Source organism: Methylorubrum podarium (assembly GCF_040270385.1).
Classification (GTDB): domain Bacteria; phylum Pseudomonadota; class Alphaproteobacteria; order Rhizobiales; family Beijerinckiaceae; genus Methylobacterium; species Methylobacterium podarium.
Map to the genome: position 1 here is coordinate 109341 of NZ_JBELQE010000126.1, position 12321 is coordinate 121661.

Consider the following 12321-nt stretch of genomic DNA (forward strand, 5'->3'; position numbering starts at 1 on the left):
TCAGTCCCGCTCGCGGGTGATGTCCGGCGCGTCGGGGTTCTTCATGCCGACGACGTGGTAGCCGGCATCGACGTGCAGGATCTCGCCGGTCATGCCGCGGGACATGTCGGAGAACAGGTAGGCCGCGGTCTCGCCGACCTCCTCGATGGTCACGGTCCGGCGCATCGGCGCGTTGTACTCGTTCCACTTGAGGATGTAGCGGAAGTCGCCGATGCCGGAGGCCGCCAGCGTCTTGATCGGCCCGGCCGAGATCGCGTTGACGCGGATCTGCTTCGGGCCGAGGTCGGCGGCGAGGTAGCGCACCGACGCCTCCAGCGCGGCCTTGGCGACGCCCATCACGTTGTAGTGGGGCATCCACTTCTCGGCGCCGTAATAGGTCAGGGTCAGCATCGAGCCGCCCTCGCGCATGATCTTCTCCGCCCGCTGCGCCACGGCGGTGAACGAGTAGCAGGAGATCAGCAGCGACTTGGTGAAGTTCGCCTCCGAGGTTTCGAGGTAGCGGCCCGTCAGCTCGTCCTTGTCGGAGAAGGCGATGCAGTGGACGACGAAGTCGATGCCCTCGGGAAACAGCTCGGCGGTCGCTTTGAACGCGGAATCGATCGAGGCCGGATCGGTGACGTCGCAATGGCCGACCACGTGCGCGTTCAACTCGCGCGCCAGCGGCTCGACGCGCTTCTTCAGCGCCTCGCCCTGGTAGGTGAAGGCCAGCTCCGCCCCGTGGGCGGCGGCGCTTCGGGCGATGCCCCAGGCGATCGAGCGGTTGTTGGCCACTCCCAGCACCAGCCCGCGCTTGCCCGCGAGCAGCCCGCCCGGCTTCTGTTCCGACATGCGTCACCTTCGCTTCGGCCGCGCGGGCGCCTCTCGAGGGACGGCCCTGCGCCGGGGGCTTCCTTAGCGGAGGGTGGCCGGGGGGGGAAGCCTGAAGGCGTCCGGGATCGCCGGACGGCGATCCCGGTCTCATTGACTTTCGCCTCAAGCGCCGGCGGCCGCCTCCGCGGCTTCAGGCTTTCGCTCCGCTCGGCGCCGCGGCAGAATGCCGGGGCCCGCTCCGCGGACTTCGCCGACCCTTAGGCCGTCCCGGCCTTGGCCTCGCGGCGGCGGCGGGCATAGTCGGTCAGGGCCGCGTCGTCGCTGGCCGGCAGGGTGATGGCGGTGGTGGCGAACAGGTCGCCGCGGGTGCCGTCCTTCTTCGGCAGGCCCTTGCCGCGCAGGCGGAAGGTGCGGCCGGAACTCGTCATCGCCGGCACCTTCATCTCGACCGCGCCGGTGAGCGTCGGCACGCGCAGGGTCCCGCCGAGCACCGCATCCTCCAGCGGCAGGTCGACGGAGGCGCGCAGGTCCGCGCCCTCCACCTTGAACAGCGGGTGGGGCAGGACGCGGATGGTGAGCAGCGCGTCGCCGGGCTCGCCGCGCGGGCCGCCCGAGCCGCCCAGCCCCCGCAGGCGGATGGTCTGGCCGTCGACGACGCCCTTGGGGATCATCACGTCGACGTCGCGCCCGCCGGGCAGGCCGATCCGCATCTTCTCCTCGCCCGCGACCTGCTCCAGCGTGACGCTGAGCTCGGCCGCGACGTCCTCGCCGCGGGCCGGCCCGCCGCGGGCGAACCCGCCGGGCCCGGCGCCGCCGGCGCGGAACGCCTCGCCGAAGATGTGGCTGATGAAGTCCTCGCCGATGCCGCCGGGTCCCGCTCCGGCACCGCCCGCGCCGCCCGCGCCGCGGGCGCGGGTGAATCCCTCGAAGTCGAAGCCGGCGCCGCGCCCGCCGCCGAAGCCGGAAAAGCCCTCGAAGCCGGTCGCCCGCGGCTTGCCCTCGGCGTCGATCTCGCCGCGGTCGAACTGCGCGCGCTTCTCCTTGTCGCCGAGGATCTCGTAGGCGGTGTTCGCCTCCGCGAAGCGCTCGGCGGCCTTCGGATCCTTGTTGCTGTCGGGGTGGTACGCCTTGGCGAGCTTGCGGAAGGCCTTCTTGATCTCGGCCTCGCCCGCGCCCTTGGCCACGCCCAGAACGTCGTAGGGGTTTCGCATCGGGATTCTTTTGTGGGGGTCGCAACCGTCTAGGGATACGGCCTCTGCCGCGTGGCTACAACGTGGGAAAGGCGTTGCGGTTCTGCAACACCTTTATTCACCACGTTCACCGCACCCCGCACGGATTTTTCGCGAGCCGCTTCCGGACAGCGTTCAGGATTTGGCCTCGCCGGAGGCGCGCAGCCGCTTCAGCTCCCATTCCCCGCCGGAGGGCTTGCAGCCGGTGCCGCGCACGAAGCGGTTGTTGGCGCCGCCGACCACCGTCGCGAGGAAGTCGCGGCAGATCTCGTCGCCGGCCACGTAGGGCAGGCCGGTCGGGTTGATCGCGCCGCGCATGGCGGTCTCCGGGTTCTCCCACTTCACCGGGCGCCCGTTGCCCTGCGGATCGAGGGCGACGGAGAGCGCGGCGTGGGCCCGGCGCCAATCCTCGCCGTCGAGGTCGCGCCCGAAGCTCGCGGGCCGCTTCGGGATGCTGCCGGTGACGAGCGGTTCGGGCGCGGCCGGCGCCTCCTCGCTCTTGAAAGACAGGATCGGTCCGCTGCAGGCACCGCAGGAGAGGGCGGCGAGGCCGAGGGTCAGCAGCCCCGCGATCCGGCCCGCAACCCGGCCGGTGAAGCCGTGCCGGGGCGCGGACCCGCGCGTCGAGACAGCCTCTCCTTCGGCGGAGCGCGCGCGAACGAGGGCTGTGCCGAGGGCTTTACACGGACGCAGACGCATTACACCTGAACTCGAGACAGAACGGGGTCCGACGGGGTGTGCTGCCCGACGTCGGTGCCCCCCGACCCGGCTGCCACAGGGACGAAAATGGCCATCGATCGGTTAAGAGAGGGTGATGCGCAGGCGTTGCCGGTGCATCCGGAGGACTTCACCCTGTCCGGCGACCCCTGGGCGCTGTTCGCCGCCTGGATGGCGGAGGCGGAAGCCTCCGAGCCCGTCGATGCCAACGCCATGGCGCTCGCCACCGCCGGCCCCGACGGCCTGCCCGACGTGCGGGTGGTGCTGCTGAAGGGCTACGATCCACGAGGGCTCGTCTTCTACACCAACGCCGAATCGGCCAAGGGTGGGCAGTTGCTGGCCAACCCGCAGGCGGCGACGGTGCTGTACTGGAAGTCGCTTGGCCGGCAGATCCGCGCCCGCGGCCCCGTCTCCCCCGTGACGCCCGAGGAGGCCGACGCCTATTTCGCGAGCCGTCACCGCGACAGCCGGATCGGCGCCATCGCCAGCCGGCAATCGCGCCCGCTCCTCGACCGGCCGACCCTGATGGCCGAGGTCGCCGCCCTGGCGGAGAGGTACGAGAACGGCCCGGTGCCGCGTCCCGAGCACTGGCTCGGCTTCCGCATCGCCCCGGTGCAGCTGGAGTTCTGGCAGAACGGCGCCTACCGCCTGCACGACCGGGTCCGCTTCACCCGCGAGGGCGACGGCTGGGCCCGCGCGCGGCTCTATCCCTGACGCCGCCCTCCCGGCATCGATGCCTGATCGGCGGCCGGGTCAGGGCATCACCGAGCGGATCGCCGTGATCAGGCTCTCCTCGGTGTAGGGCTTGCGGATGAACAGGCCGTCGGCCGGGACGTCGCCGGGGGCGGGCCGCACCTTGCCGGAGGTGATGACGATGCCGACCTCCGGCCAGCGCCGGTCGATGCAGGCGGCGAGCTTGATGCCGTCGATGCCGAGCGGCATGTCGATGTCGGTCACGACGACGCAGACCGCCTCGCCCGTGTCCTGACTCGCGTCGAGCATGCGGATCGCCTCGTTGCCGTTGCGGGCTTCGCGCACGGCGTAGCCGGCCTCGGCGATCAGCTCGACCGCGGCGTGCCGGGTCACGGCATCGTCCTCCACGACGAGGACGGTCGGCCTCGCTTCCGCTTCGCTCACGCGCGTCGCATCCCTTCTCCGATCCTCGAACCCGCGACCCCCGCCTTGGGGTTGCATGAAGACCGGCGCGGAACAAGCGCGGAAAGCGGGCGGGGCCTCGGCTCCGGGGCACCGCGTCCCGCGCGCGCTTCGCCGCTCGTTTCGCCTCTTGTTTCGCAATGCAGCGCGGCCCTGGATTTCCGGCGGGGCGCGGCTTATCCCTTGGGGCGAAGACCCGCTCGAGCCCGCTCACCGCGGTTGCGCGTCGCGGGCAGCGAGGGACCCGGCCTTGGCCTCATCCAACGAACGTCGACGGGTGATGCTGCTCACCGGCGCGAGCCGCGGCATCGGGCACGCCACCGTCAAGCGCTTCTCCGCCGCGGGCTGGCGCGTCATCACCTGCTCGCGCCATCCCTTCCCCGAGAACTGCCCGTGGGAGATGGGGCCGGAGGACCACCTCCAGGTCGATCTCGCCGACGCCGCGGACACGGTGCGCGGGGTGCGGGAGGTGGCCGAGCGGCTCGCCGCCGAGGGCGGCCTGCTCCACGCGCTGGTCAACAATGCCGGCATCTCGCCTAAAGGGCCGGAGGGCGAGCGGCTCGGCGCGCTGACCACGGAATACGAGGACTGGGCCCGCGTCTTCCAGGTCAACTTCTTCGCGCCGATCCTGCTGGCCCGGGGCCTGTGCGACGAGCTGACCCGCGCGCGGGGCTCGATCGTCAACGTCACCTCGATCGCCGGTTCGCGGGTCCACCCCTTCGCCGGCGCGGCCTACGGCACCTCGAAGTCCGCGCTCGCCGGCCTCACCCGCGAGATGGCCGCGGATTTCGGGCCGCTCGGCGTGCGCGTCAACGCGATCTCGCCCGGCGAGATCGACACCTCGATCCTCTCGCCCGGCACCGACAAGCTGGTGCAGCAGATCCCCCAGCGCCGGCTCGGAACGCCGGACGAGGTCGCCAAGGCGATCTACTTCCTCTGCACCGAAGCCTCGTCCTACGTGAACGGCGCCGAGCTCCACATCAACGGCGGCCAGCATGTTTGATCGCCGGGCGGTTCTCGCCGCCCTGCTGTCGCTGACCGCCCTCCCCGCCCCCGCGGCGGAGGACGGGCCCAAGGAGCGGTCGAAGGTCGAGCCGGTGACGCTGCCGTTCGCCGTCAAGGCGATGCGCGGTCCCGGCAGCGACGTGGCCCTCTCGGTCGCGACCTCCGGGCTGCTGCCGGTCGCCCGCGCGCCCGCCAGCGCCGACCCGAAGGCGACGGCCGGCACCGCGGTGCCGCCGGTCGTCGTGGTCTGGGGCGAGGGCGGCGGCGCCGTGCTCAGCCTCGACGGCGACCGCCTGCGCACCACGCTGGTCGGCGCCGAGGCGATCGAGGGCTTCGCTGCCGCCGAGACGCCGCGCGGCGCCGTGCCGGGTTCCCGCCGCGCCCTCGACGGACCCTTGAGCGCCTATCTCACCGGGCCGACCCGCGCGCTCGGCGGCGCGCCGGGCCAGGGCGCCGTCCTGACCCTGCGCGAGCGCCAGCCGCTCGGCGTCACCGCCGAGCCGAAGGCGGTGCCGGTGACGACCCAGACCCTCGCACCGGGCGACGACCGGGTCTTCGCCGGCCGCACGCCCCGCATCACCCGCCTCGACGGCCGCCCGGCGGTGGTCGCCGTGACCGCGCAGGGGGCGGCCGGCTCCACCCTCGCCCTCGCCGCGAAGGGAAAGGACGGCACCTGGACGCTGGCGGCGCAGACGCCGCCGCAAGCGGGCAAGGGGAATGAGGCTGCGCCGCTGGCGCTCGCCGCCATCGCCGACTTCGCGGGAACCGGCCAGCCGCAGGTCGCCGCGATCCGCGCCCCGGACGGCGAGGGCGTGCTCCAGCTCTGGCGCTTCGCCGACGGGGCGTTCAGCCTCGCGGGCGAAGGGCCGGGCTATGCCGGCCCGGCGGCGGGCGAGGAGGCCGACCTCGCCGCCCCCGTTCCCCGCGGCGGCAACCCGCCCGACCTCGCCCTGCCGGTCGCCGCCCGCTCCGCCCTCGCTGTGGTGTCGCTGAAGGGCGGCAGCCCGGCGGAGCGGGCGCGCATCCCCCTGCCCGCCCCGGCCGCCCACGGCGTCGCCGTGCTCGAGGCGGGCGGAACCGCCAAGACGATCCTCGTCGGCCTCGCCGACGGACGCCTCGTCGCGGTGCCGGCGCCGTGAGCGGAGCGGGGCAAGAGGCCAGGGAGGAAGCCGGTGCGGAGGACGGGCGGCTGTTTCCGACCCGCCCGCTGATCGGCGTCTCGATCGCGGTGATCCGCGACGGCCGGGTGCTGCTCGCCGCCCGTGCCAACGAGCCGATGCGCGGCGTCTGGACCCTGCCCGGCGGGCTCGTGGAAGCGGGCGAGTCCCTCGCCGCGGGCGCCCTGCGCGAATTGCAGGAAGAGGTCGGCGTGCACGCCGAGGTGGTCGGCCCGAGCCTGACGCCGACGGAGATCATCCTGCGCGACGAGGCGGACCGCGTCCGCCATCACTACGTCATCCATCCCCACGCCGCGCTCTGGCGGGCCGGGGAGCCGGTGCCGGGGCCGGAAGCCCTCGCCGTGCGCTGGGCGCGCCTCGACGAGATCGCGGACCTGACCACCACGCCGGGGCTGATCGACACCCTGCGCGAGGCGTTTTTTCGCGTGGGATCGGCGGCGGAAGGGTCGGCAAAAGGTTCGGTATGAGAACGGGATTCGTACGCCTGATCCTCGCCGCCCTGCTCGCCCTCGCTCCGGCGGCGGAGGCCTTCGCCCAGCAGCGCTCGGGCCCGGCCCGAGCCGCTCCGAAGCCGCCCGAGAAGGACAAGGAGCCGCCGCCCCCGGCCGAGCCGCCGCCCGCACCCTATGATCGCGACCTGATGCGGCTCTCGGAAATCGTCGGGGCGCTCGCCTTCCTGCGCAGCCTCTGCTCCGAGCCCGACGCCGTCGAGTGGCCGGCGCGGATGAAGGCGATCCTCGACAGCGAGGGCGTCACCCCGAACCGCCGCGACCGGCTGGCCGGCGCCTACAACCGCGGCTTCCGCGGCTACAGCCTGACCTATCGGGTCTGCACGCCCGCCGCGGGCGAGGCCGCCCGCCGCTACATCGCGGAGGGCGAGCGGCTCTCGCACGCCATCGCCGGGCGGTTCGGGGGGTAGAGGAGCGTTTGTGGCGGGCGCGCCACACTGCGGCGCGGTTGCAAAATTCTTTCGCAATTGCCCCTTCGAATTAACCTCTTCGCAATTCCCTGCTTCCCGGCCCGTAAAGGCTGCCGTATCGTGGCGATGTCTTGCCGGCACTGTTCCGGCCGAGAAGCGAAGCCGCCCGCCATGATCCACGACTCCGACACCGCTCCCTTCGACGTCGATGCGGAGAGCAAGCGCCTCGCGCTCGGGCTGGTGACGGAGGCCTTCGCGGAAGGCTGCCTCGACGGGATCGACGGCGACTGCATGGCGCAGGCCGCCCTGTTCGCGGCCTTCCAGGAACTGGTCGCCACCTACGGCGAGGACGCGACCGCCCGCTACGCCGAGACCCTGCCCGAGCGCATCCGCGGCGGCGGTTTTACGACGACGCTGCAGCACTGAGGGGCGACGGTCGCCGTCTCACGCGAGACGATCCGCTGAGGAAGGCGGACGACGAGGTGCTACGCCGGCTCTCGTCGCGCTGCTGAATGGCTTCGCTGACGCTCGCAATGACGATGCGGGTCCGTTCCGCCGTCATTGCGAGGCGAAGCCGAAGCCATCCAGACCGCGACGCGCGCCGGATGAGACTTCCTCGGATGCGCGAGGCCGTCCCTACATAAAGGAAGACACGGCGCGGCGGGCCGCGCCCTGCAGGTCCTCTACCCCGTCGGCAGCGCCTCCTCGAACACGACCGCCTCGCCCCGCGACGGGTTGGCCAGCTCGCCCTGCCACATCACCGGCGTGCCGCGCACCACCGTGCCCACCGGCCAGCCGGTGACGGTGACCCCGTCATAGGGGGTCCAGCCGCATTTCGAGGCGATCCAGTCGTTGCGGATCGTCTCGCGGCGCTTGAGGTCGACCACGGTCACGTCGGCGTCGTAGCCGACCGCCAGCCGCCCCTTGCGGGCGATGCCGAACAGCCGCTTCGGCCCGGCGCTGGTCAGGTCGACGAGGCGGGCCAGCGAGAGCCTTCCGGCATTCACATGGTCGAGCATGATCGGCACCAGCGTCTGAACGCCGGTCATCCCCGAGGGGGAATCCGGGTAGGGTTTGGCCTTCTCCGCAAGCGTGTGCGGCGCGTGGTCGGAGCCGAGCACGTCGACGATCCCCTGGGACAGCCCGCGCCAGATCCCGTCGCGGTGCCCGGTGTCGCGCACCGGCGGGTTCATCTGCACCAGGGTGCCCAGCCGGGCGTACGCTTCCTCGCCGTCGAGCGTCAGGTGGTGCGGCGTCACCTCGACGCTCGCCACGTCCTTGGCGGCCGCCAGGATCGGCATCTCGTCCATGGTCGAGATGTGCAGGATGTGGATGCGGGCCCCCGTCTCCCGCGCGATCGCGATCAGCCGCTCGGTGGCCTTCACCGCGACCTCCGGCGAGCGCCAGACCGGGTGCGAGGCGGGGTCGCCCGCCACGCGAAGACCCTTGCGGTCGCGCAGCATCGGCTCGTCCTCGGAGTGGAAGGCGGCCCGGCGGCGGATGCGCTCGAGGATCGCGCGCACGCCCGCATCGTCCTCGACCAGCAGCGAGCCGGTGGACGAGCCGATGAACACCTTGATCCCGGCCGCCCCCGGCAGCCGCTCCAGCTCGGCCACCTCGCCCGCATTCTCGTGGGTGCCGCCGACCCAGAAGGCGAAGTCGCAATGCATCCGGTGATGGGCGCGGGCCACCTTGTCGGCCAGCGCCTGCGCGCTCGTCGTCTGCGGGTTGGTGTTGGGCATCTCGAACACCGCGGTGACGCCGCCCATCACCGCCGCGCGCGAGCCCGTCTCCAGATCCTCCTTGTGGTCGAGGCCGGGCTCGCGGAAATGCACCTGACTGTCGATCACGCCGGGCAGGAGGTGCAGGCCGCGGCAATCGCGCCGCTCTTGCGCCGAGGCGCCCGAGAGGTCGCCGATGGCCGCCACCCGTCCGCCGCGGATGCCGAGGTCGGCGCGATGCTCGCCGTCGTGGTTCACCAGCGTGCCGCCGGACAGGACGAGGTCGAAGGGCGCTTCCATCGGGCTCTCCCGGTTCGCATCATGCGATTGAGACGAGGATCAGCGCGGCTTATGTCAGGCGTCCCACGCGCGCAACGCCGCCGTCCGTCCGCCGCGGCCTAAGGAGATGCCATGCCGATCGCCCTGCTGCCGGACCGTGCCGTCGTCGCCGTGTCGGGTCCGGACGCGCTCGCGTTCCTGCAAGGCATCCTCACCTGCAACGTCGAGACGCTGCCCGAGGGCGAGGCGCGGCTCGGTGCGCTGCTGACGCCCCAGGGCAAGATCCAGTTCGATTTCCTGGTCTCCCGCGCCGGGGACGGCTTCCGCCTCGACACCGCCGCCGAGCGCGTGGCCGACCTCGTCAAGCGGCTCGGGCTCTACCGTCTGCGCGCCAAGGTGACGGTGGCCGCCGATCCGGCTTCGGGCGTGGCCGCCGCCTGGGACGGGGCGGAGACCGCCGCCGAGACGATCCGCGTCAGCGACGGGCGCCTGCCGGCGCTCGGCGAGCGGCTGTACTTCTCGGAAGGCGCCTTCTCGGCGGACGCGACGGAGGCCGACTACCACGCCCACCGCATCGGCCTCGGCGTGCCGGAGGGGGGGCGCGACTTCGCCTTCGGGGATGCCTTCCCGCACGAGGCGCTGATGGACCAGCTCGGCGGCGTCGACTTCAAGAAGGGCTGCTATGTCGGGCAGGAGGTGGTCTCGCGGATGCAGCACCGCGGCACCGCCCGCACCCGCATCCTGCCCATCGTCTACCGCGACGGCCCGGCGCCGGAGCCCGGCACGGAGGTGACGGCCGGCGCACGCAGCCTCGGGGTCACGGGAAGCGCCGCCGGCGGGCGCGGGCTCGCCACGATCCGCCTCGACCGCCTCGGCGACGCCCTCGCCGCCGGCGAGCCGGTGCGGGCGGGCGGCACGGTCGCGGCCGTGGGCAAGCCCGACTTCGCCGCCTTCGCCTTCCCCTCCGACACGGCCGCCGCCGGATGAGCGCGGACGCCTCCGGCCTCGTCCTCCATCCCGACGGCTGCCCGCGCTGCTGGTGGCCGGGGAGCGATCCGCTCTACGTCGCCTATCACGACACCGAGTGGGGCGTGCCGGAGTTCGACTCCCGCGCCCTGTACGAAAAACTGATCCTCGACGGGTTCCAGGCGGGCCTGTCCTGGATCACCATCCTGCGCCGCCGCGACGGCTTCCGCCGCGCCTTCGAGGGGTTCGAGCCGGAGCGCGTTGCCCGCTTCACGGACGACGATGTCGAACGCCTGATGGGCGACACCGGCATCATCCGCAACCGCGCCAAGATCCGCGGCGCGATCCAGGGCGCGCGGGCGTGGCTCGCGATCGAGGAGGCGGGGCCGGGCTTCGCGCCCTTCCTCTGGGACTTCTGCGACGGCCGGCCGATCCAGACGAATGCGGCGAGCCGGGCCGCGATCGCCACCGAAACCGATGTCTCGCGAAAGATGGGCAAGGCCTTGAAGGCGAAGGGCTTCACCTTCTGCGGACCCACCATCGTCCACGCCTTCATGCAGGCGGTCGGCATGGTCAACGACCACCTCACCGGCTGCCACCGCCACGCCGCCTGCGCGGCGCTGGGCGAGGGCCGCCATCCGTGAGCATCGCCGCCTCGGCCCCGAAGAAGCCGGTGCGGGCGTGGCAGCGGATGCTGTCGGGCCGGCGGCTCGATCTGCTCGACCCCTCGCCGCTCGATGTCGAGATCACCGACATCGCCCACGGGCTCGCCCGCGTCGCCCGCTGGAACGGGCAGACGGCGGGGCCGCACGTCTTCTCCGTGGCGCAGCACTCGCTGCTGGTCGAGGCGATCGGCGTCGCCCTCGATCCGCGGCTCGGGGCGCCCGAGCGGCTCGAATTGCTGCTCCACGACGCCCCCGAATACGTCATCGGCGACATCATCTCGCCGCTCAAGAACGCCATCGGCGACGCCTATCGCAGCGTCGAACGGCGCCTCCTCGCGGCGATCCGCCAGCGCTTCGGGCTCTGCGCCCCCTCCCCGGCCCTGTCGCGCCTCGTCAAGCGCGCCGACCGGGTCGCCGCGGCGATCGAGGCGACCCGGCTCGCCGGCTTTTCGAATGCGGAGGCCGACGGGATCTTCGGCCGTCCTCCGGCCCTGCCCGATTCCGTTCGGGCCGAGATCGAGGCGCTGGTCACCGGTTGGCCGACGGCGGAAGCCGAGACGTGCTATCTCGCCCGCTTCGAAGCGCTCCAGCGCGGGGCGCGAGACTGACACGACCATGCCGAGCCTCCACGTCTGCTCCCTCTCGCGCCTGCCCGAGACCGTCGCGGCGAGCGGCGCGAGCCACCTCGTCACCCTGGCCACGCTCGGCAGCGCGGTGGAGCGCCCGGCCGCGATCCGCCCGGAGCACCACCTGCGGGTGGGCTTCAGCGACATCGTCGCGCCGATGGATGGCCATCTGCCGCCGGGCGAGGCGCATGTGCGGGCCGTCCTCGACTTCGTGGCGGCGTGGCCGCGCGAACGGCCGATGGTGATCCACTGCTACGCCGGCATCAGCCGCTCCACCGCGGCGGCCTACGCGGCCGCCTGCGCCCTCAGGCCGTCCGCGAGCGAGGCGGAGCTCGCGCGGGAATTGCAGCGGCTCGCGCCGAGCGCCACGCCGAACCGCCTGTTCGTGGAGATCGCCGACCGCCTGCTCGGCCGCGAGGGACGGATGAGCGCGGCGATCGCCGGGATCGGCCGCGGCGCGGAGGCTTTCGAGGGAACGCCGTTCCGGATCGCCCTGGCGTAATCGGCTGCTGCGGATCGGGAAGATCGGTCGCACGCAATCGACCCGGGCTTGTGCGACCGCACGTCGCCCGTCATAACCCGCCCCAAAGGAAACCCGTATGAACAATCATACACCCGACGCGTCCGCGGCGCCGGTGCCGGACGATCTGCCCTTCGAGCAGGCGATGGAGCAGCTCGAGGAGATCGTGCGCCGGCTGGAGCGCGGCGACGTGCCCCTCGACGAGTCGGTGGCGATCTACGAGCGCGGCGAGGCGCTCAAGCGCCATTGCGAGGCGCTGCTGAAGCGGGCCGAGGCGCGCATCCAGAAGATCGCCATCGGGCCGGACGGCCGGGCCGCGGGCGCCGCGCCGCTCGACATCGAGTAGGCGTCCGGTGCGGTTCGGATTCCAAGAACATTCATTGCGTGCAGAGGTTTGCGCGCCTTTCCTCACCTTGGGCATGAGGCTGGTCCGGTGGCACTAGCGGACACGACGATCCTTGAGGGTCTTGAGACGCCGGATCGTCTCCGGCTTCTGCCGGAGAGCGAGCTGCAGAAGGTGGCCGACGCGGT

At 72.5% G+C, this 12321-nt stretch carries 16 protein-coding genes; 11 read left to right on the top strand and 5 right to left on the bottom strand.

Features of this window, described 5'->3' with window-relative positions; all coding sequences use genetic code 11:
* The 3 genes from fabI to ABS772_RS24520 form a co-directional block, all read right to left on the bottom strand.
* Nucleotides 1–828, bottom strand: coding sequence for an enoyl-ACP reductase FabI (gene fabI / locus ABS772_RS24510; protein WP_238256050.1), 828 nt, complete (start codon nt 826–828; stop codon nt 1–3).
* A 239-nt stretch (nt 829–1067) separates the two neighbouring features.
* A complete protein-coding gene (locus tag ABS772_RS24515; protein WP_350397291.1) occupies nt 1068–2021 on the bottom strand; it encodes a DnaJ C-terminal domain-containing protein in 954 nt (317 codons plus the stop codon).
* A 153-nt stretch (nt 2022–2174) separates the two neighbouring features.
* A complete protein-coding gene (locus tag ABS772_RS24520) occupies nt 2175–2738 on the bottom strand; it encodes an RT0821/Lpp0805 family surface protein (RefSeq protein WP_238256052.1) in 564 nt (187 codons plus the stop codon).
* 87 nt (nt 2739–2825) lie between these two features.
* Here ABS772_RS24520 and pdxH point away from each other — a divergent pair, with 87 nt between their 5' ends.
* Nucleotides 2826–3470, top strand: a complete 645-nt coding sequence (gene pdxH / locus ABS772_RS24525; protein WP_238256053.1) for a pyridoxamine 5'-phosphate oxidase — start codon at nt 2826–2828, stop codon at nt 3468–3470.
* 39 nt (nt 3471–3509) lie between these two features.
* On the opposite strand, the gene ABS772_RS24530 is transcribed toward pdxH, so the two are convergent.
* Entirely contained in the window at nt 3510–3893 is a 384-nt protein-coding gene (locus ABS772_RS24530) for a response regulator (protein ID WP_238256054.1), read from the bottom strand.
* A gap of 298 nt (nt 3894–4191) precedes the next feature.
* On the opposite strand from ABS772_RS24530, the gene ABS772_RS24535 reads away from it, so the two are divergent.
* The 5 genes from ABS772_RS24535 to ABS772_RS24555 all read left to right on the top strand — a co-directional run bounded on the left by ABS772_RS24535 (nt 4192) and on the right by ABS772_RS24555 (nt 7439).
* A complete protein-coding gene (locus tag ABS772_RS24535; protein ID WP_110351670.1) occupies nt 4192–4914 on the top strand; it encodes an SDR family NAD(P)-dependent oxidoreductase in 723 nt (240 codons plus the stop codon).
* Complete coding sequence (locus ABS772_RS24540) at nt 4907–6055, top strand: hypothetical protein (protein ID WP_350397292.1); 1149 nt, start codon at nt 4907–4909, stop codon at nt 6053–6055. The genes ABS772_RS24535 and ABS772_RS24540 overlap by 8 nt, the downstream gene beginning before the upstream one ends.
* A complete protein-coding gene (locus tag ABS772_RS24545) occupies nt 6052–6561 on the top strand; it encodes an NUDIX hydrolase (protein ID WP_350397293.1) in 510 nt (169 codons plus the stop codon). The genes ABS772_RS24540 and ABS772_RS24545 overlap by 4 nt, the downstream gene beginning before the upstream one ends.
* Nucleotides 6558–7013, top strand: coding sequence for a TIGR02301 family protein (locus tag ABS772_RS24550; protein WP_238256057.1), 456 nt, complete (start codon nt 6558–6560; stop codon nt 7011–7013). Before ABS772_RS24545 ends, ABS772_RS24550 begins: the two co-directional genes overlap by 4 nt.
* A gap of 171 nt (nt 7014–7184) precedes the next feature.
* Nucleotides 7185–7439, top strand: a complete 255-nt coding sequence (locus ABS772_RS24555; protein WP_017483807.1) for a hypothetical protein — start codon at nt 7185–7187, stop codon at nt 7437–7439.
* Between the two features lie 257 nt (nt 7440–7696).
* Here ABS772_RS24555 and ABS772_RS24560 read toward each other — a convergent pair whose 3' ends face one another.
* Nucleotides 7697–9034, bottom strand: a complete 1338-nt coding sequence (locus ABS772_RS24560) for a dihydroorotase (RefSeq protein ID WP_350397294.1) — start codon at nt 9032–9034, stop codon at nt 7697–7699.
* Nucleotides 9035–9145: 111 nt separating this feature from the next.
* Between ABS772_RS24560 and ygfZ the strand changes: the two genes are divergently transcribed.
* The 5 genes from ygfZ to ABS772_RS24585 all read left to right on the top strand — a co-directional run bounded on the left by ygfZ (nt 9146) and on the right by ABS772_RS24585 (nt 12136).
* Nucleotides 9146–10000, top strand: coding sequence for a CAF17-like 4Fe-4S cluster assembly/insertion protein YgfZ (gene ygfZ, locus ABS772_RS24565; protein ID WP_350397295.1), 855 nt, complete (start codon nt 9146–9148; stop codon nt 9998–10000).
* On the top strand, nt 9997–10623 hold the full coding sequence (locus ABS772_RS24570) for a DNA-3-methyladenine glycosylase I (protein ID WP_350397297.1): 627 nt from the start codon (nt 9997–9999) through the stop codon (nt 10621–10623). The genes ygfZ and ABS772_RS24570 overlap by 4 nt, the downstream gene beginning before the upstream one ends.
* Nucleotides 10620–11252: an HD family hydrolase gene (locus tag ABS772_RS24575; RefSeq protein WP_350397299.1), complete on the top strand. Its 633-nt coding sequence runs from the start codon at nt 10620–10622 to the stop codon at nt 11250–11252. Before ABS772_RS24570 ends, ABS772_RS24575 begins: the two co-directional genes overlap by 4 nt.
* A 7-nt stretch (nt 11253–11259) precedes the next feature.
* On the top strand, nt 11260–11772 hold the full coding sequence (locus ABS772_RS24580; protein WP_350397300.1) for a tyrosine phosphatase family protein: 513 nt from the start codon (nt 11260–11262) through the stop codon (nt 11770–11772).
* A 97-nt stretch (nt 11773–11869) separates the two neighbouring features.
* On the top strand, nt 11870–12136 hold the full coding sequence (locus tag ABS772_RS24585; RefSeq protein ID WP_350397301.1) for an exodeoxyribonuclease VII small subunit: 267 nt from the start codon (nt 11870–11872) through the stop codon (nt 12134–12136).
* The last annotated feature ends 185 nt before the right edge of the window (nt 12137–12321 follow it).